A 19025-nucleotide genomic window follows, 5' to 3' on the forward strand; every position below is an offset into this window, starting at 1 on the left:
AAAACAAGAAGAAAATATGAACAAGCAATTCATTATCACGAATTTCGCCGCATTTGCTCTCATGCTGTTCCTGCCGACCGGATGCAGGCAGGCGGACGGCAAGCAGGATGCGGTGCAGAGTTATCGGGTCATAAAGGTCGCGGCAAGTCCGGTGGAAATCTCCGAGTCCTATTCCGCCGCCATACGCGGACGGCAGGATGTGGACATCCTGCCGCAAATATCCGGGCGCATTATCCGTCTGAAAGTGAAAGAGGGTGAACGGGTGAAGACCGGTCAAGTATTGGCTGTAATTGACCAAGTGCCCTATCGGGCGGCATTACGCACGGCGCAGGCCAATGTCAGCGCGGCACAGGCAAAAGTGGAAACGGCAAGAATCGAGCTGCGGGGCAAGCAGGCATTGTTTGACGAGAAGGTCATATCCGACTACGAGCTTTCTCTCGCCCGGAACCAACTGGCAGTGGCGTGTGCTGAACTCGAACAGGCAAAGGCACAAGAATCGGATGCACGCAACAATCTCTCCTATACGGAAATCAAAAGCCCGAGCAACGGAGTAGTAGGCACATTGCCCTATCGCATCGGTGCGCTTGTCGGTCCCAATATGGCACAGCCTTTCACGGTCGTGTCCGACAATGCGGAGATGTATGCCTATTTCTCCATTTCGGAGAATATGCTACGGCGATATTTGGCTCGCTATGGCTCGATTGACAGCATGATAGCCGGGATGCCGGAAGTGGGCCTGCAACTCAACGACGGCAGCCTGTACAAGGCGAAAGGACGTATTGAAACCGTAAGCGGCGTGGTGGATCCTGTTACCGGAACGGTACAAATCAAAGCCCTGTTCCCCAATCCCGACCGCGAACTGTTGAGTGGCAGCATCGGCAATGTCATCCTTCAAAACCCGAAAACGGAGGCCGTAACCATTCCCATGACCGCCACCGTGGAACTGCAGGACAAGATTATCGCTTACCGTCTGAAAAACGGACAGGCGGAAGCCGCCTATCTCACGGTGGACCGCCTGAACGACGGCAACCGGTTTATCGTAAAAGAAGGTCTTTCGGTCGGTGACACCATTGTCGCCGAAGGCGTGGGACTGGTGAGAGAAGGCATGAGCATAACCCCTAAAAACGAAACGAAATGAACCTGCGATTTTTTATAGACCGCCCGGTGTTTTCGGGCGTTATCTCGGTGGTGATTGTACTGTTGGGCATGATTTCCATGTTTTCCTTGCCGGTGGAACAATACCCCGACATCGCACCTCCGACCATCAACGTATTCGCAACTTATCCGGGAGCAAACGCTGAAACCGTGCAGAAGGCAGTGATAACCCCTCTGGAAGAAGCCATCAACGGAGTGGAAGACATGACCTATATGACTTCCACGGCATCGAATACGGGAGATGCTTCCATCAACATCTATTTCAAACAGGGAACCAACGCGGACATGGCGGCGGTAAACGTGCAGAACCGCGTGAACGGCGCACTGAGCCAACTTCCGGCGGAAGCCACCAAGACCGGTGTCACCACTGAAAAGCAGCAGAATGCCGAACTGATGACTTTCGCGCTCTATTCGCCCGATGACCGCTTCGACCAGACCTTCCTGAACAATTACGTGAAAATCAATGTCGAGCCGAGGCTGAAACGTATCAGCGGCGTGGGAAAGGCACAGTTGTTCGGTTCCAACTACAGCATGCGACTTTGGCTGCGTCCCGACAAGATGGCGCAATACGGGCTTATCCCCGATGACATATCCACCGTACTCGCACGACAGAACATCGAGGCCGCCACCGGCTCCTTCGGTGCCAATCATCCTACCGCCAATGAATACACGATGAAATACCGCGGACGCTTGTCCGGCGCGGAAGAGTTCGGTGAGTTGGTCATCAAGTCACTGCCGGGCGGCAATGTGCTTCGGCTGAAGGAGGTTGCCGATGTGGAACTGGGCGATGAATACTACAACTATTCCTCCGAAGTGAACGGGCATCCGGCAGCCATGATGCTCATCAACCAGAAAGCCGGGTCCAATGCTTCAAGCACCATCAAGGAGATTCACGAAGTGCTTGACGACCTTAGCCGGGACTTGCCCGAAGGGACGGAATTCGTGGTGCTTACCGATACCAACAAGTTCCTGTATGCCTCCATCCACTCTGTCCTCCGCACCTTATTGGAAGCGATACTTCTGGTCATCGTGGTGGTGTATGTGTTCTTGCAGGACATCAAGTCAACGCTTATCCCTACCATATCCATCTTCGTTTCCATCATCGGCACATTTGCCGTGATGTCCATGATTGGATTCTCCATCAACCTGCTCACCCTGTTCGCGCTTGTGCTTGCCATCGGAACCGTGGTCGATGATGCCATTGTGGTGGTGGAAGCGGTGCAGGCGAAGTTCGATGAGGGCTATCAATCAGCAGTTCTCGCGGCTGATGATGCCATGAAAGGCGTTTCGTCGGCTATCCTGACCTCTACCATAATCTTTATGGCAGTGTTTTTCCCCGTAGCCATGATGGGCGGGACTTCGGGAGCGTTCTACACGCAGTTCGGTATCACGATGGCTGTTGCCGTGGGAATCTCGGCAGTCAATGCCTTCACACTCTCACCGGCACTTTGCGCGCTGCTGCTGAAACCCTATATCGATGAGCAGGGCAACACTAAGAACAATTTTGCAGCCCGTTTCCGTAAAGCGTTCAATGCCGTCTTCGACAGTCTGAGCCGACGCTATGTACGTGGAGTGATGTTCATTATCCATCGCCGATGGCTGTTGTGGAGCATCATAGGCATTTCTTTCGGGTTGCTGGTGCTGCTGGTCAATGTCACAAAGACGGGACTTATTCCCGAAGAGGACACCGGGACGGTCATGGTGAGCATGAACACGAAGCCCGGCACATCCATGGCTCAGACAAGTAAGGTGATGGAGCGTATCAACAGCCGTCTCGACAGCATCGGCGAGATTGAATACAGCGGTGCGGTCGCCGGTTTCTCTTTCAGCGGTTCCGGTCCCTCGCAGGCGATGTATTTCGTGACACTCAAAGACTGGGAGCAGCGTAAGGGAGAGGGGCAGTCGGTCAATGATGTCATCGGAAAGATTTATGCCGCCACTTCGGATATTCCCGATGCCACGGTGTTCGCCATGTCGCCTCCGATGATTGCCGGGTACGGCATGGGAAACGGTTTCGAGCTTTATTTGCAGGACAAGGCGGGCGGAAACATCGCCGCCTTCAAGGAAGAGGCAGACAAGTTTGTCGAAGCCTTGTCGCAGCGACCCGAAATCGGCGAAGTCTATTCCTCCTTTGCCACGGATTATCCGCAATACTGGGTGGATATCGATGCCGCCAAATGCGAACAGTCGGGTGTGTCGCCCGCAGATGTGCTTTCCACATTGTCGGGCTATTATACCGGACAATATGTTTCCGACTTCAACCGGTTCTCCAAGCTCTACCATGTGACCATGCAGGCTCCGGCGGAATATCGTGTGAATGCGGAATCCCTGCACCACATGTATGTGCGTGCCACCGATGGCGGCATGTCGCCTTTGAGCCGGTTCGTGCGCCTGACCAAGACCAACGGCCCGTCAGACCTCACCCGTTTCAACCTGTTCAACGCCATCTCGATTAGCGGGTCTCCGGCTCAGGGCTACAGTTCGGGGCAGGTGCTCGAAGCCATCGGCGAGACGGCACGTGAAGTGCTTCCGTCAAATTACACATACGAGTTTGGCGGCATTTCGCGTGAGGAAAGCAAGACGACCAACAATGCCACGCTTATATTCCTGCTCTGCATGGTTCTGGTCTATCTGATTCTGTGCGCCTTGTATGAGAGCGTGTTCATACCCTTCGCGGTTCTGTTGTCGGTGCCTTGCGGACTGATGGGCAGTTTCCTGTTTGCGTGGCTCTTCGGTCTGGAGAACAACATCTACATGCAGACCGGACTTATCATGATTATAGGCCTGCTTGCCAAGACAGCGATCCTGCTTACCGAATACGCCGGTAAACGGCGGTCGGAAGGCATGACGCTGGCACAGGCGGCATACAGTGCGGCAAAAGTCCGCCTGCGCCCCATATTGATGACTGTGTTGTCCATGGTGTTCGGTCTTGTCCCGCTGATGATGGCGCACGGAGTGGGTGCCAACGGCAGCCGTTCGCTTGCCACAGGTGTAATCGGTGGAATGATTGTAGGTACTTTGGCTCTGTTGTTCCTTGTGCCGTCATTGTTTATTGTATTCCAATATATCCAAGAACGTGTTAAGCATAATTAAATGAAGAAGACAGTAATATATATCATATTGTCGGGATGGATGCTTGCCGGCTGTGGCACATACAGCCGGTATCATCGCCCTGACCTCTCAACGGAGAATCTGTATCGGGACATGCCGGCGGACATTGATACAATGACCATCGCGTCCCTGTCGTGGCGGGAAATGTTTACCGACCCGAAACTCCAGTCCTTGATTGAAACCGGACTTGAACGGAACGCAGACCTCAATGTGGCACGGTTACGCGTGGAAGCGGCAGAAGCCGTCCTGATGACTGCCAGACTATCATATCTTCCATCACTGGGACTGACTGCCGAAGGTAATGCCAATAAACATGACGGAGCAACGGCAAAGACATATAATGTGGGAGCGTCGGCAAGCTGGGAACTGGACATCTTCGGCAAACTTACGGCGGCAAAGCGTGGCGCAGCCGCCGCATTACAAGGAAGCCGTGCCTACCGGCAGGCCGTACAGACACAGCTTGTCGCCACTATTGCAGACAGTTACTACACCCTTGCCATGCTTGACGCACAAATGACAATAAGTAACCGGACTTTGGAGAACTGGCGGACTACCGTACGCACTCTTGAAGCGTTGAAAAAAGTGGGGAAATCAAACGAGGCTGGCGTATTGCAGGCAAAGGCGAACGTGATGCGACTCGAAGCATCCCTGTTATCCATACGCAAGAGTATTTCCGAAACAGAAAACGCCCTGTCTGCGATACTTGCCATGCCGTCACACTCGATTGGACGAAGTGATCTGGCCGAGGCTGCTTTCCCCGATACTGTCTCGATCGGAGTCCCTTTGCAACTGCTTTCCAACCGTCCCGACGTGCGTCAGGCTGAAATGGAACTGGCGCAAGCATTCTACGCCACCAATGCGGCCCGTGCCGCCTTCTATCCCAATATTACCCTCTCGGGAATTCTTGGATGGACTAATAACGGCGGTGGCGTAATCGTAAATCCCGGACAATGGTTACTTAATGCCATCGGTTCCCTGACACAGCCGTTATTCAACCGGGGCGTAAACATCGCCAACTTGAAGATAGCCAAAAGCCGTCAGGAAGAAGCCAAACTGTTGTTCCGGCAATCATTACTGAACGCAGGAAAGGAAGTGAACGATGCTCTGACCGCATGGCAGACGGCAAAATCGCAAATTGAAATCAATGCTCGGCAGGTTGAAACATTATGCGACGCTGTGCGAAAGACAGAATCGCTGATGCGTCATTCCAATACCACCTATCTGGAAGTGCTGACCGCCAAACAGTCTCTTCTCGAAGCGGAAGTGCAACAGTTACAAACTCGTTTTGAACGCATACAAAGTATAATTAAACTTTACCATGCGTTGGGAGGAGGAATGTAACTTTACAAGAATTATAACCTAATACTGAACCATGTTGTGTAATTTTTATATTTCAGTCGTCATAAACTTATAAATAAGTAATTTAGTATGCAAAAACAAATTAAAAAGTCTTCTCTTTTTTTGAAGAGAAGCAACACCTGACCCACTTCGCTACCGAACAGGATGTAGCAGAAGAATTGTTTGAGTTACTCTTAGAAGCGAGAGAACTCTATCTTCAGGATGTGATTTTGAATGGCAAGCGGTATGACCGCTATGTGGATGACTTCATCAACAGTCATCGGTATATCAACTGCAACAGTGCAATTTGCCGAAACTGCCACGAGATGAACATCCACATCGTCAAGGGACTGCTGAACGAATGCGCCCACCTTATCCAGCCTCTTTTTGAGGCATCCGACTTCTCCTTTGAGAAGTGTATGGAGTTACAAAGGAAGTATGACCGCTCGGAACCGTTGCCGCCATACAGTTGGCACGGAGCAAGGGGGCTTTTGTGTATGGCATCTGCAACGTCGTGGGTGCCTCTATCCCAAGAAATACGGATTCCGGGACATACATCCATGTAGGACCTGAGATAGGTGTGGCTTCTACCAAGGCTTTTACAGGACAGGTAACGGTGCTGATGCTGCTTGCCCTCTGCGTGGGACAGATGCGTGGTACTGTGGATGATGCAACCGTAGAGAGGATTGTCCGGGAGTTGAAGAACATGCCCCTATATATCCTAAAATCCGCAAGCAATCTCAATGGCAATCTCAATTGCAGTAAAGAGCTTGAACACTATGCATCATGATAGTATGAGCGTGAATTTTGTCCGATTTGTGCATACCTTCCCCTTACCCCACAATGCGACTTGAGGCAATACGCAGATTAAAACCATAAGGAACGGACTTTATCCGAATCCAGTTTTGAAAGGTCTTGCATAAGCCCGGTTTTCAGTATAGATATTCAGCACGTATTGCCTTGCTGTCATGATCCACTTGGCAGGTACGGAGATGAAGCTGAAGACAAAAGCCTTTATGCGACTCGTTTCCTTGAGCCCGAAAGCCTTGGTGTCAAGCTTGCTAATGATGGTCTTATAGAAATTGTGTATCAATGCCGTAAGCAGAAGGAATACAGTGTTCTCTGACATGAACGACTTGGGGAGCCTGTTCCAGCCGAATCCGTTGTTCATATCATCGAATATACGCTCTTTGCCCCCACGCTTGTTGTAAAATTCGACGATGTCTCTTGTTGATGAGTCATAATCGTTGGTAAGAATGGATCTGTAGGTGTATTCACCTTCCCACAAGTCAAGCTCTCCATCCATGCGCTTTTGTCTCTGAATGACAAGACGATAGCACTTGCCTTCCCATTTCTCAACAAGAATGGAATTGAGTTCAAACTGGATGCCGTTGATTTCCTCCGTCTTCCATCCCCTCAGTGAAAACAAGTCATCGTAGAGCGAACTGCATCTGTTGGCGCGGATGTAGAAGTGCGTGCAATGCTTCTCTATCTCACTGACAATTTCCTTCGAGCACGAACCACAGTCGGCTCTGAAGCGATTCACACGGATGCTGTTGGCTTCCAGTAGGGCAAAGAATCTCTTGTGGGTCTCAGCCTGATAAAAGCGCACATTTGTGTTGCCATCGCTGTTCTCGACATAGACAATCATGTCACCGATGACATATACGCCAGGTCTGTAGCCGAGGAACTTCTTGTATGTCAAATTCGTTCAGTGCTAGCATCTATGGGGTTCAAACAGAACGATATTGGAAAAAGCTTATCTGTTTTAAGCGGTGGAGAAATTATAAAATTGTTGCTAGCTAAAATGCTCATGGGTAGATATAACATCCTACTAATGGATGAACCCAGTAACTTCCTTGACATACCAAGTTTAGAGGCTTTGGAAATACTAATGAAGGAGTATGCCGGAACTATCGTGTTTATCACCCACGATAAACGCTTACTCGAAAATGTAGCTGATGTAGTTTATGAAATTAGAGATAAGAAAATAAATCTGAAACATTAAATTTAAGGTAGTCGCTGATCAGTATAGTCTGTTCTGGCTGGCGGCTCCATTGTTAAAAAGTATAAAGACTTTTTTCTAAAAATATTATTCGTTGAGAATGAGATTGGAGGGTTTATATTGTTTATACGAGTAGTTCCGTACGACCCCTTTTGGGAAGTAGAGTATGAAAATGAATCACAGAAGATAAAGAATATATTGAAGGATATATTGGTGGAGGTTTACCATATTGGCAGTACAGCAGTCAAAGGGTTAGCCGCTAAATCAATCATTGATATAATGCCCGTAGTGACAAATATTAGTTTGGTTGATAAGCATAACAAAGAATTTGTAGCGATTGGTTATGAGTGTATGGGTGAGTTTGGTATTGAAGGACGTAGATATTTCCGCAAAGGCGGCGATAACAGGACACACCAGATTCATATTTTTGAGCAAAGCAATCACAAAGATATTAATAGGCATATAGCAGTAAGGGACTTTCTGCGTACACATCCAGACATCGCTTTAGAGTATGGTGAATTAAAGATGGAGCTGGCTTATCGATTCTCGGAGGATATTGAAGGCTACTGCACTGGTAAGGATGCATTTGTAAAGCAACTAGAAAAGGATGCTTTGCTATGGTATCAAAATAATGAATCATATAAAACACGATAGAAAATATATAAAAGTATGAAAGAGAGGTGTATCCTATGATAGGACCAGATAAGAAAAAACTATATCCAAATGAAAACATAAAAACTGTTTGTTAATGAAATAAATTAAGGAGGGGTTATAATGAACAAAGTAAATATAAAAGATAGTCAAAATTTTATTACTTCAAAATATCACATAGAAAAAATAATGAATTGCATAAGTTTAGATGAAAAAGATAACATCTTTGAAATAGGTGCAGGGAAAGGTCATTTTACTGCTGAATTGGTAAAGAGATGTAATTTTGTTACGGCGATAGAAATTGATTCTAAATTATGTGAGGTAACTCGTAATAAGCTCTTAAATTATCCTAACTATCAAATAGTAAATGATGATATACTAAAATTTACATTTCCTAGCCACAATCCATATAAAATATTTGGCAGCATACCTTACAACATAAGCACAAATATAATTCGAAAAATTGTTTTTGAAAGTTCAGCCACAATAAGTTATTTAATAGTAGAATATGGTTTTGCTAAAATGTTATTAGATACAAACAGATCACTAGCATTGCTGTTAATGGCAGAGGTAGATATTTCTATATTAGCAAAAATTCCCAGGTATTATTTCCATCCAAAACCTAAAGTGGATAGCGCATTAATTGTATTAAAAAGAAAGCCAGCAAAAATGGCATTTAAAGAGAGAAAAAAATATGAAACTTTTGTAATGAAATGGGTTAACAAAGAGTATGAAAAACTGTTTACAAAAAATCAATTTAATAAAGCTTTAAAATATGCGAGAATATATGATATAAACAATATTAGTTTCGAACAATTTGTATCGCTATTTAATAGTTATAAAATATTTAACGGCTAAAAACAATAGGCCACATGCAACTGTAAATGTTTAGTTATAGGTAGGGTAGCATTAGTTAAAATGCTATTCTGCCTTTTAAAAGTATGGTATACATTCCTGAGAGAGATTGGATATGTTCCCGTATACCGATAGTGCCAAAAGCGAAGTGGATATGTTTCCGAGAACGGACGTACTCAAATGACATTCATTCTGTCCTCTCCAGCCACGTGGAAAGTTTAGTTTGTCTGACGAAGCAGACAAACTAAAGCGATATAAATCCTCACGGATTTGCGATATACGCTACATTTCATTCGCGTGCGATATGCCTCTGGCGCGATATGTGCCTTCGGCACGTGAGCGCACTGCGTGCGCATAGGGGCGCGGGAATTTATGTTCGCGTACTTTCCACCACGTTCGAATAGGCGAAAAGAAAGCTATAAAACTGCTTGAAACTTTTTAATATAAACCTGAAAAATACGCCAAAGGGTTAATCATATTTTTGAATTACTCGGTCTTTCACTTTTTGAATGCTATGATATGACCGGGAAGCCTTATAAAGAAGTGAAGAAAATTGCAACGGAGATAAATAACTTTTTAAACAAGGGGAATTCAGATGAAAGAAAACAAATATGATGATAATATATTTTTTCAAAAATACAGTCAAATGAGTCGCTCACAGCAGGGACTAGCCGGTGCAGGAGAATGGGAAACATTGAGAAAGCTGCTGCCGGATTTTAAAGATAAGCGTGTGCTTGATTTAGGATGCGGCTATGGATGGCACTGTATTTATGCGATGGAACACGGTGCTTCTTCTGTTGTAGGTGTTGATATTTCTCATAAAATGCTCGAGGTAGCCAAAGAAAAAACACATTTTCCACAGGTTGAATATAAATGCTGTGCTATAGAAGATGTGGAATTCCCAGAGGAGAGTTTTGATGTAATATTAAGTTCACTTGCGTTTCACTATGTAGCAGATTATGAGATTTTAGTAAAAAAGATATATAGAATACTGAAGTCTGGTGGTAAGCTAGTTTTTACGGTTGAACATCCTGTTTTTACTGCCTATGGAACACAAGACTGGCATTATAACGAAAAAGGAGAAATACTGCATTTTCCAGTGGATAATTATTATTATGAGGGCAAACGGACAGCTGTATTTTTGGGAGAAAAGGTTACAAAATATCATAGAACACTGACCACATATCTAAATACGCTGCTTTCAAATGGTTTTATAATAAATCAGATTGTGGAGCCACAGCCGCCGGAAAACATGATGGATATTCCGGGGATGCAGGATGAAATGCGCCGTCCCATGATGCTGATTGTATCGGCCAATAAAAAAATGGATAGATAGAACTAAAACACCTATAAAGAATAAATAGAGGCAATTTATGTTTAAAGAAAAAATTATTATAGAGATGAAAGAAGTATTCAAAGAAATACCTTTTGGCATAGAGCATACTCTTAAAGTTTTGAAAAATGCAGAAGATATAATGAACGGAGAAAATATCGGAGAGGAAGAAAAAGAATTCATCAGTATTACTGCTATACTACATGATATTGGTGCGGTTGAAGCACAAAAAAAATACGGTTCTATTGATGGTGTCTATCAAGAAAAGGAAGGACCAGCAGTAGCGAAAGAAATATTAAAAAAGGTAGGCTATAACAAAAATATTGATAGAATATGCTTTATAATAGGCAACCACCATACTCCATCTAAAATTAATGGACTTGATTTTCAAATACAATGGGAAGCTGATTTGCTTGAAAATTTAATGGTTATGGATAAAGAAAAAGAACAGGAAAAGATAAAAAAGTGTATAGGTGAAAACTTTAAAACAAACACAGGGAAAAGGATAGCTTATAATCGCTTTATTTTAGATTAGTAGTAGATTATTACAGTTATGTATTTTACTCAAGTTTCGGATTTAGGTTTTATGCAGTCTGAGCGATCAGTTGCATGGCCTTGAACCTGCGGTTATCCCGTATAATTTGCTCCATCAATTCGTTCTCGTCAATGGTAAAAATCTCAGCCACGATTGCTATTACATCAATAATGATTGACCAGATCTTTTCCACGACGGTGAGCTCGTGTACGCCTTCATATATATCGGCGAACAATCCTCCAATGGTCTCTTCACCATGCTCTTCAGGCGCTCAAGCTTGGATACGAAATACTCTTCCTTGCGTTTTTCGGTCTGGCAGTCTCTGTCACGCTTGCGGTTGTAGCGCCTCTCGCGCTGCCGGGCCGTAAGACCTTGTTCCTTGCCATCGACCTTCCCTCTCTCGCCGTGAATCGAGAAGTCCACGACAAATTGAGAGCGGCCGTCGCTCCAGCACAGGGCCAGCAGCTTGTAGCCGAGAATGCACCGCTGAAACACGTGCGAGAATATCTTGCCAATACACTCCATCCTCAATCCGGTCTTCGGCAGGTCGGAATCATCCACAATAAGCACTGCCGGAAGATGGCTCTTTTGATAGTCTTTCCTTATGGTCACGGCCTTGATGAGATGACAGGCGATGTGCCAGATGATGTTGCTAGTCTATATTGTCCTTGGCCATAAACGAATAGAGTAGGTCCTTCTTACCCCCGAACAGTTTCGAGATTGACGATCCGGCATAATGAGAAAAACCCGGGACGGCCATAAACGGCAGAATCAATATGATCTGGAAAAGTTGAAGGTTGGTAAGCTGACAGTTCTCACGTTTTTTCCCTCCGAGATCTTTGTCTGAAATCCTCATCCCCTCAAGGAGGGTCATAAACTTGGAAAATGCGGGATTGATTCGTTTTCCCGTGAAAAAGTTGCGGATCTCCGATGGAATTTTTGTAATTTTGCTCATGGCTTTGAGTGATTGTAATTAGTTGTTTGGGCACCTCTAAATTACTAAATTTCCGTGACATACGGAAATCCTCAAAGCCTTTTTTATGCCCAAATCTATCCTCTCAACCTAAATCCGAAACTTGAGTAAATTATAATTATGAGATGCTACGTGCTTTTGTTCAATATACCCTAAACGTCGATTTAAATGCGCCTGTGATAAAGGATTTAGTTGAAAAGTATAAGGATATAGAACAATTTAATAGGAGCATAACAGATAAATACGTTGCAATATGTAAACGCTTTTAATATTTGAATTTAGCCGTTTATGTAGAATGAAGGTGTGCAAACAAACAGACCCTGAAAAGGGTCTCACCCCCGTTAACCGCAATGTCAAAGACTTGCGGATGGCCAGATGACTCCTATACATCCGACCCCAACGGGGTCGAACCATATAATCTGTAGAAAGGTTCGACCTCCGTTGGGGTCGTGGATTGGGAAGGCACTTCGACCCGCACATTGTATCATGTGCGGTTACTTGAAGTTCGACTCCCGTTGGGGTCGATGGCTCGTCGTTATTCTGAATCTTAGCAAATCCTCTCTTTTTTAATGAACTGTGTGCTTGATCACTGAAAATAATCCTTATTTTTGCCACGAGAGTTTTACGAAAGATAAATAGATAAAGTATTGGAAAAGAAACATAACTGTCAGCAGTGCCCACTGAGGCGGCGATACGACCGTTCACCCAAGTCATTGTTGGGTCGTTTTTGGCGATGGCACATCAATTTCTGTCCGGGATGGAAAGCCTATTTCCTGTCGCTGAGCGAAGAGGAACGGCATGTATTGAGAAAGCAATACGCTTTTCATAAGCCTCAAATCCGCAACTAAGTCCTTCATCGTCCTATTTACGTGTACACGTTCTCTCATTACTGAATTATTAGATAAATTGAGGCTGAAATACCCACTTCTGCCTACAATACCCCCTTACCCCACAATGCGACTTGAGACAATACGCAGTATCATACCCATAAGTTGTAGTCGTCATCCAAAATCAGTCTGGAATACATCTGCGTAAGCATTATTACAGGTATAGATATTCAGCACATACCACCTTGATGTTCTGATCCATTTGGCTGGTACAGAGACAAATCTGAAGACAAACGCTTTTATGCGACTTGTTTTATTGGGTCCGAACCTCTTTACGTCAAGTCTTTGGATAATGACCTTGTAGAAGTTACGGATAAGTGCTGTAAGAAGAAGGAACACTGTGTTCTCTGCCATGAAGGATTTGGGCAATCTGGACCATCCGAAACCATTGTTCATGTCATCGAAGATGCGCTCCTTTCCTCCGCGGAGGTTATAGAACTCGACAATCTCTCTTACGGAAGGCTCGTAGTCGTTGGTCAGGATGCAGCGGTATGTGTATTCTCCTTCCCAGAGGTCAAGCTCACCGTCCATCCGTTTCCGCCTTTGAATCACAAGCCGGTATGTCTTGCCTTTCCACTTCTCTACAAGAATGGAATTCAGCTCAAACTCAATGCCGTTGATTTCTCCCCTCTTCCAGCCTCTGAGAGCGAAGAGGTCATTGTAGAGCGAACTACAGCGGTTGGCACGGATATAGAAGGTCTTGCAGTGGGTGGCAACCTCTTCCACGATCTCTTCAGAGCACGAGCCGCAATCAGCTCTGAAACGATTGATAACAAGATTGTTCTGTTCAAACCTTTCGAAGAATCTCTTCAGCGTGTCCTTCTGATGGAAACGGACGTTTGTGTTGCCGTCGCTGTTCTCAATGCCGACAATCAAATCTCCAATAACCGCCACACCTGGTCGATAACCAAGGAACTTCTTGTATGTATGCTTTGCATCATATTTCTCTGTTTCTATGAACTGGTGGTCGAAATCAACATCATACATCTCACCCTCTTTCAGCTGACCAGCTGCACACATACAATTGAGCAGTAAGGTATTGAGGGTGTCAGCCGTATTGAAATCGTAGTTCTTACCCGTATCTGACGTGTATGAAATGTTCTCCTGCGTCAGTTCCTTTATCGCTCTGAGGATAGTGTCAGAGCTGCAGGTACGAAGTGTCGGATGAAGCGAGAGATGGGGCATCAAATGAGTTGTGACATCCTCAATACATGAGCCGCCACAGAAGTAGATGCTCATGAGAGAACGGATGATTTCGCTGTATTGATAACCATACAGCCTGCATCTTAGACCGAGGGTTGTGTCAATTACATATGACAATGTGGAGTCAAATTGCTCCATCATTGCAAATATTCCTCCAAAAGGAGTGAGTTTCTCAGATTTTATTGCTTTCTTTGCCATGTCTGTCGGGTTTGATACATATTTTGATTTGCAACACTAAGATAGGTGAAAAATCTGACATGACAAAATCCTGAGCAACTTTTTGTTGCTCAGGTACTTAAAAAGTTATATTTATAATAGTGTTGCGGAATTAAGGTATATAAAAGATGTGTTGGGACTTGCTGACAAAATCAAGAACTTGTCGAAGATATACACCTATGCCCGCAACTTCCTTTATCTCGGTCGTGGGTACAACTACCCCACCGCCCTTGAAGGTGCGTTGAAGCTGAAAGAAATATCCTATATCCATGCGGAGGGTTATCCTGCTGCGGAAATGAAGCATGGACCGATTGCACTTGTAGATAGCGAGATGCCCACGGTGGTCATTGCTCCAACGGACTCGCTGTATGACAAGATAATCAGTAATGTAAGGCAGGTGAAGGCGCGTGGCGGTACGGTTGTCGCCATCATTACCAAGGGCAATGACGCAATGAAGGACATCGCCGACCATTGCCTTGAAGTGCCCGACGTACCCGAATGCCTTACACCTCTCGTTGTTTCCGTCCCATTGCAGTTGCTGGCCTATTACATCGCCATCAACAAGGATAGGAATGTTGACCAGCCAAGAAACCTTGCTAAATCAGTTACCGTAGAATGAATAGAATATTATCACTTATTGTTACCATCCTCTTTGCGTTGTGCATTGAGGCTGGCATCTTTATGCTTATTGCCCACTGGTGGGGCATGACTGCGGCCATTACCGTGATAGCCATTGAATGTGTGTTAGCCTTATGGACAGTTTACGAAATGAGACATGCGAGTGATGAACCAGTTGATGAATAACATTGCAGGCTGTGGTTAGAACGAAAAAGGCTAAAAACAAAAGGACGGGTCGATGATTCGTCCTATTTTTGTGTCTTTTTGGTGGCGAAATGTAGCGATTTAGCAAAATAAACATAAATTCCAGTGATATTCAGCATGAAAATTCGCCCATTTAAGTGAAAATGTGTAATTTTGCAACGCAAAATTGTGCCTAAGCATTTGCATCAAAACAACAATAGTTCAATCGAGGCTGATATGAAAGTAGAGATTAACAAGAAACGTTTAGAATACCTGCTGGCATTATACAAGATGTCGGTGGATGACTTGTTGTCTCTTCTGAACAAAGGCAGGAAACGGATAACAGGAGCCGCAGACATCAGTGGAGATTCTATTGATTTGGGGGTGTTGAAGCGTATAGGTGAGATATTCGACAAAGAAGTCAGTTTCTTTCAAGACTATTCTAAGTTGTCAACCAATGCAAGCAGCAGTATCTTCTTCCGCAAGACCTCATTCGGAACAGAGCTGAACTTGGAGTCGATCCGTACTGTAAACCGATTCGAGAGTCTGAAAAACGCTTTGGATGCATACAACAAACTGTCGCAACTGGATGTGAAGTTTGACATAGAACACTACACCCTACAAGATGACCCTAAGACAGTAGCCGTACGTGCAAGAGATTTTTTTTATCCCGGGGAAACTGTCAATCATAGGCAGTTTCTTGTGAAGATGATAGAAAAAATCGCCGATCATGGCATTTTTGTCTTTGAATACATAGAGACATGGAACAAGAAAGAGAAAACCAACATTGACGGTTTTTACCTTAAGCCCAATGTGATAGTGCTTAAGCATCATAAGCATTACAAGCGAGAAATATTCACTCTGGCGCATGAATTGGGGCATTGTCTATTGGGGATTGAAGAAGTGGAGTCGGTGGACATGATGGACATCTCGGCACAGACTTCATACAGTGATGTCGAAAGATGGTGCAATGATTTTGCATATCAGTTCATTATGGGACAAGAAGCAGAAACACTTGCTAACATAGCATGTGTAGATTCCCGTAACGACTACTGCATTGACCTCTTCAAGGCTATCAGTGCACGGACGCACATTAGCCGTCTTGCCTTATATACAAGGATGTATATCGACAGGAAAATCAGCTATTCGAGCTACAGCAATGTCAAGAGTGAATTGGCAGAGGAATACAGAAGAAGAGAGGAACAGGAAAAGTTGAAAAACTCTGAGAAGAGAGGCGGGCGAACACCAAAGCCCATCATTTCTCCGCTATTCTTGAAAACCATGCAATATGCCTATTTCAATGGAGTGGTCAACGAGACCACTTTCTGTTCGAGACTCAATGTCAAACCAGCAAATTTTGAGAGGGAGTTATGGCGATAGTTGTTGATACATGCTCATTGGTGATGATTGCCAAGAATTATCTTCCCTTGGATAAGGACGGACAGTTGTACTCATTCCTGGAAGAGGCGTTCTCCCGCAAGGATTTGATGCTACTTGATGTGATTCTGGATGAATCAAAACGCACCTCCAAAGGAATTGCAGTTGAAAAGATGCCTTTCCTCAAAGACAAGAAATTGGTCATTCCGACAAAGGATCTATTTCCATGTGCCCCAGAGAGATTCAGCAACATGATAGACAACAATTTCTGTGTAAGACTGAAGAAGCAGGAACTGACTGAAGAAGAATACATAGAGCAAAAGGAAGAATACCTTAAAACAGGTGATGCTAAGATTATCATTTATGCACTGAATGTACGACACTCGGACGCTATCCATCTGGAAGAGATGCAAGTAATGACGGAGGAAACAAGGCAGCAGAATGACGGTAAGTTGTTCAAGAAACTTCCTTTGTTGTGTGAGCAGATAGGGATTGGAACACTAACCGTTTCAGAATATCTGCATAGAAACGGGTTCTTTATTGACAAATAGCATAGATATTAGTATCATCTTATGACATCTTTCACGAAATCATATTATATTCGTGAATAAAACACTTGTTTTTCAAGAATAGAAATTGTTGAGGATTAGATATTTAAGACATTATTGCAATGCGGAAGGGGTGATGTGAACGACAAAAGACAAGGCGTTCTATTAGAGTGGATGCTTGATAAGATTGAGAAGAATGGACGGGTCGATGGCTCGTCCTTTTTTTGTGTCTTTGAGTGTGAGGTGCAGGTGGGGACCAGTACTGCGACCACTGTTGCCTGTCAGCGCGATGATGATGCCGGGACGGACGTGGGTGCCTTTGGTGACGAGAGTTTGGGAGAGGTGGCAATAGCTGACGGTGAAGTCGCCGTGACGGAGGGTGACATAGAGGCCTGAACGTTTGTCCTTGCCTACCTTGATGACCTCGCCGTGCATCATGGCGTATGTGGGTTCGTAATTTGCCTTCAAATCAAGCCCGTTGTGTAGGGCTTTTCTTTTTGTAAATGGGTCTCTGCGGTAGCCGAAAGGGCTGGTGACAGAGATATGACGGAGTGGACTGACAAGTGCCGTGTGGCGGTCGGTCTGCTCCGTTTGGGTTTGTAATGGGGCAAAGGCAAGAGAGTCTCGCCGCTGATGCGGCGAGCACGGAGGCAGTTGTTCGGATGTTGCGGACTGCGTCGTTTTTGGCACAGCCTTGCGGTGTACCTTAGTCTGTGTGACGGTATTGAACTGAGCGCATACTGTTGCTGATGAACAGAATATTGCTGCTATTGTGATGAGTAGAAATCGTTTCATGGTGCAAAAGTAACAAGCAATTCTTTGACTGGCATAAAGAACAAAGGGAAGACAAGAAGATTGTAACATAATATAGCAATCGAGTTTGATTTTTGAGCAGAAATCAAACTCAAATAATAATAATCGTCAAAAATAACACGCATTATCTTATGCAATTCTGCTTGTCTCTGAATAGGTATATAACTTTGCATGAGTTTAATTTCAAATTCAAAGTTAAAGTATGAAGCAAGTACGATTTGAAGAGAGCGAGGTGCCTTATCAGACACTGGCTCGTTTTGGTCTCACACAAGAGAAGATTGAAGACCTGCCCATGTGGGCGTTGGAAGATATTGGTCAGGGACGACGTTCACCGTTGCTGCCCATTCAGGTGAATAATGATGAGGGCGAGACATTGAAGAGCCGCACCCGATTTGCGTTGGTCCGTATGGAGGACGGCAAGGTGGATGTGGTCTTCTATCCGCAGTTGGAGAAATCACCATTGGAGGCTTTTACTCAGGAACAGCAGGAGGACTTGCTGGCTGGAAAGGCTATCCTTGCCGATGTTAAGGATGCTGATGGCAGGAGCAGCAAGGCTTTCGTGCAGATTGACACGGAGACCAATCAGGTGATGTCGGTACCTACGCCTGTCATCGGGCGCAACTTGGAGGTGCTGAAGGATGAACTGAAACTGAGTTCGGCAGAACTGACCGTGATGCAGAAGGGTGAGCCGCTCACGCTCATCATGGAGGACGAACAGGTGACGGTGGGTATTGACCTGAACGATAAGACCGGCATAAGGATTAATCAAGGCGACAGTCAGAAGTGGAAGGAGAACACCAAGCGAGAGTGGGACAAATACACCTTCGGGTGCTATGGCTGTTGGGTAATGGGCGATGACGGTAATCTTGACTATGTGCCTGAAGAGGAATACACGGAAGAACTTTGGAATGAGCAGAAGAAGAATGGAGAGCGCAACCGCGCCTCTTTTTCCATGCACAAATAATCTACACATAATATAATAAGTATATGGCATCAAATAAATATTATCCAGAGGATGTGCTCGTCGAGAAGATACAGAGCGGCGAGTACGGTTGGTTGGAGTATGTCAACCATCATTCTGCTGAATGGCAGGAAGAATATGAGAGCTATTGTCTGAACAACGGACTCTGCATTTGTGAAGAGAGTGCGGAGCAGTTTGTCCATCACAAAGATGAGGAACTGGAGAAGGCAATAGAGAACGGTGAAGCATGATAAATGAAGAGT

General features: G+C 45.1%; 15 protein-coding genes and 6 pseudogenes. 17 read left to right on the plus strand and 4 right to left on the minus strand.

The genetic code is table 11. The features are described 5' to 3' along the window. The first annotated feature begins 16 nt into the window (after positions 1-16). From I2I13_RS08145 to I2I13_RS08165, 5 genes and pseudogenes are all read left to right on the plus strand, one after another. A complete protein-coding gene (locus tag I2I13_RS08145) occupies positions 17-1138 on the plus strand; it encodes an efflux RND transporter periplasmic adaptor subunit (RefSeq protein ID WP_005816213.1) in 1122 nt (373 codons plus the stop codon). Further along, a complete protein-coding gene (locus I2I13_RS08150; RefSeq protein ID WP_008021345.1) occupies positions 1135-4248 on the plus strand; it encodes an efflux RND transporter permease subunit in 3114 nt (1037 codons plus the stop codon). The genes I2I13_RS08145 and I2I13_RS08150 overlap by 4 nt, the downstream gene beginning before the upstream one ends. Further along, a complete protein-coding gene (locus I2I13_RS08155) occupies positions 4249-5607 on the plus strand; it encodes an efflux transporter outer membrane subunit (RefSeq protein WP_005816221.1) in 1359 nt (452 codons plus the stop codon). It abuts the gene before it with no gap. 137 nt (positions 5608-5744) lie between these two features. Beyond that, positions 5745-6059: pseudogene (locus tag I2I13_RS24465) on the plus strand (hypothetical protein); the annotation flags it as partial. Further along, positions 6056-6394: pseudogene (locus I2I13_RS08165) on the plus strand (SIS domain-containing protein); the annotation flags it as partial. The pseudogenes I2I13_RS24465 and I2I13_RS08165, both read left to right, overlap by 4 nt. Positions 6395-6493: 99 nt before the next feature. On the opposite strand, the pseudogene I2I13_RS08170 reads toward I2I13_RS08165, so the two are convergent. Beyond that, positions 6494-7306, minus strand: a pseudogene (locus tag I2I13_RS08170) (IS1380-like element IS614 family transposase); the annotation flags it as partial. Here I2I13_RS08170 and I2I13_RS08175 point away from each other — a divergent pair. The 6 genes and pseudogenes from I2I13_RS08175 to I2I13_RS08200 form a co-directional block, all read left to right on the plus strand. Next, positions 7301-7612, plus strand: a pseudogene (locus I2I13_RS08175) (ATP-binding cassette domain-containing protein); the annotation flags it as partial. The pseudogenes I2I13_RS08170 and I2I13_RS08175 sit on opposite strands and share 6 nt — an antisense overlap. 117 nt (positions 7613-7729) lie before the next feature. Further along, on the plus strand, positions 7730-8263 hold the full coding sequence (locus I2I13_RS08180; protein ID WP_008665086.1) for a GrpB family protein: 534 nt from the start codon (positions 7730-7732) through the stop codon (positions 8261-8263). 120 nt (positions 8264-8383) lie between these two features. Then, positions 8384-9118, plus strand: a complete 735-nt coding sequence (gene erm(G), locus I2I13_RS08185; protein ID WP_008021360.1) for a 23S rRNA (adenine(2058)-N(6))-methyltransferase Erm(G) — start codon at positions 8384-8386, stop codon at positions 9116-9118. 397 nt (positions 9119-9515) lie between these two features. After that, positions 9516-9730 (plus strand): annotated as a pseudogene (locus I2I13_RS08190) (nucleotidyltransferase domain-containing protein); the annotation flags it as partial. Beyond that, a complete protein-coding gene (locus tag I2I13_RS08195; RefSeq protein ID WP_005816203.1) occupies positions 9711-10451 on the plus strand; it encodes a class I SAM-dependent methyltransferase in 741 nt (246 codons plus the stop codon). The pseudogene I2I13_RS08190 and the gene I2I13_RS08195, both read left to right, overlap by 20 nt. A gap of 37 nt (positions 10452-10488) precedes the next feature. Further along, positions 10489-10983, plus strand: a complete 495-nt coding sequence (locus I2I13_RS08200) for an HD domain-containing protein (RefSeq protein WP_008021362.1) — start codon at positions 10489-10491, stop codon at positions 10981-10983. A gap of 159 nt (positions 10984-11142) precedes the next feature. Here I2I13_RS08200 and I2I13_RS08205 read toward each other — a convergent pair whose 3' ends face one another. Together I2I13_RS08205 and I2I13_RS08210 are read right to left on the minus strand one after the other, a co-directional pair. Further along, a complete protein-coding gene (locus tag I2I13_RS08205; RefSeq protein ID WP_007664626.1) occupies positions 11143-11595 on the minus strand; it encodes a hypothetical protein in 453 nt (150 codons plus the stop codon). 1362 nt (positions 11596-12957) lie between these two features. Beyond that, positions 12958-14244, minus strand: a complete 1287-nt coding sequence (locus tag I2I13_RS08210) for an IS1380-like element ISBaov1 family transposase (RefSeq protein WP_007664617.1) — start codon at positions 14242-14244, stop codon at positions 12958-12960. A 139-nt stretch (positions 14245-14383) separates the two neighbouring features. Between I2I13_RS08210 and I2I13_RS08215 the strand changes: the two are divergent. From I2I13_RS08215 to I2I13_RS08230, 4 genes and pseudogenes are all read left to right on the plus strand, one after another. Continuing rightward, positions 14384-14881: pseudogene (locus I2I13_RS08215) on the plus strand (SIS domain-containing protein); the annotation flags it as partial. Further along, complete coding sequence (locus I2I13_RS08220; protein ID WP_005816226.1) at positions 14878-15066, plus strand: hypothetical protein; 189 nt, start codon at positions 14878-14880, stop codon at positions 15064-15066. The pseudogene I2I13_RS08215 and the gene I2I13_RS08220, both read left to right, overlap by 4 nt. 234 nt (positions 15067-15300) lie before the next feature. Next, positions 15301-16443 carry an ImmA/IrrE family metallo-endopeptidase gene (locus I2I13_RS08225; protein ID WP_007897423.1) on the plus strand — a complete coding sequence of 381 codons (1143 nt, stop codon included), beginning with the start codon at positions 15301-15303 and terminating at the stop codon, positions 16441-16443. Then, positions 16434-16991 carry a DUF4411 family protein gene (locus I2I13_RS08230; protein ID WP_005816230.1) on the plus strand — a complete coding sequence of 186 codons (558 nt, stop codon included), beginning with the start codon at positions 16434-16436 and terminating at the stop codon, positions 16989-16991. Before I2I13_RS08225 ends, I2I13_RS08230 begins: the two co-directional genes overlap by 10 nt. 162 nt (positions 16992-17153) lie before the next feature. On the opposite strand, the gene I2I13_RS08235 is transcribed toward I2I13_RS08230, so the two are convergent. Further along, positions 17154-17783 (minus strand): M23 family metallopeptidase, encoded by a 630-nt coding sequence (locus tag I2I13_RS08235; RefSeq protein WP_007837448.1) that lies wholly within the window; start codon positions 17781-17783, stop codon positions 17154-17156. Positions 17784-18003: 220 nt separating this feature from the next. On the opposite strand from I2I13_RS08235, the gene I2I13_RS08240 reads away from it, so the two are divergent. Beyond that, a complete protein-coding gene (locus tag I2I13_RS08240) occupies positions 18004-18765 on the plus strand; it encodes a DUF4099 domain-containing protein (protein WP_005816235.1) in 762 nt (253 codons plus the stop codon). A 23-nt stretch (positions 18766-18788) separates the two neighbouring features. Then, positions 18789-19013: a hypothetical protein gene (locus I2I13_RS08245; RefSeq protein WP_005816237.1), complete on the plus strand. Its 225-nt coding sequence runs from the start codon at positions 18789-18791 to the stop codon at positions 19011-19013. Positions 19014-19025 lie beyond the last annotated feature (12 nt).

Source organism: Bacteroides sp. D55t1_190419_B8 (genome assembly GCF_015558905.1).
In the GTDB taxonomy this organism is placed as follows: Bacteria; Bacteroidota; Bacteroidia; order Bacteroidales; family Bacteroidaceae; genus Bacteroides; species Bacteroides vicugnae.

Coding starts and splice junctions, on each gene's coding strand:
- I2I13_RS08145 (WP_005816213.1), top strand. CDS start 17: ATGAACAAGCAATTCATTATCACGAATTTCGCCGCATTTGCTCTCATG.
- I2I13_RS08150 (WP_008021345.1), top strand. CDS start 1,135: ATGAACCTGCGATTTTTTATAGACCGCCCGGTGTTTTCGGGCGTTATC.
- I2I13_RS08155 (WP_005816221.1), top strand. CDS start 4,249: ATGAAGAAGACAGTAATATATATCATATTGTCGGGATGGATGCTTGCC.
- I2I13_RS08195 (WP_005816203.1), top strand. CDS start 9,711: ATGAAAGAAAACAAATATGATGATAATATATTTTTTCAAAAATACAGT.
- I2I13_RS08200 (WP_008021362.1), top strand. CDS start 10,489: ATGTTTAAAGAAAAAATTATTATAGAGATGAAAGAAGTATTCAAAGAA.
- I2I13_RS08210 (WP_007664617.1), bottom strand. CDS start 14,244: ATGGCAAAGAAAGCAATAAAATCTGAGAAACTCACTCCTTTTGGAGGA.
- I2I13_RS08220 (WP_005816226.1), top strand. CDS start 14,878: ATGAATAGAATATTATCACTTATTGTTACCATCCTCTTTGCGTTGTGC.
- I2I13_RS08225 (WP_007897423.1), top strand. CDS start 15,301: ATGAAAGTAGAGATTAACAAGAAACGTTTAGAATACCTGCTGGCATTA.
- I2I13_RS08230 (WP_005816230.1), top strand. CDS start 16,434: ATGGCGATAGTTGTTGATACATGCTCATTGGTGATGATTGCCAAGAAT.
- I2I13_RS08235 (WP_007837448.1), bottom strand. CDS start 17,783: ATGAAACGATTTCTACTCATCACAATAGCAGCAATATTCTGTTCATCA.
- I2I13_RS08240 (WP_005816235.1), top strand. CDS start 18,004: ATGAAGCAAGTACGATTTGAAGAGAGCGAGGTGCCTTATCAGACACTG.
- I2I13_RS08245 (WP_005816237.1), top strand. CDS start 18,789: ATGGCATCAAATAAATATTATCCAGAGGATGTGCTCGTCGAGAAGATA.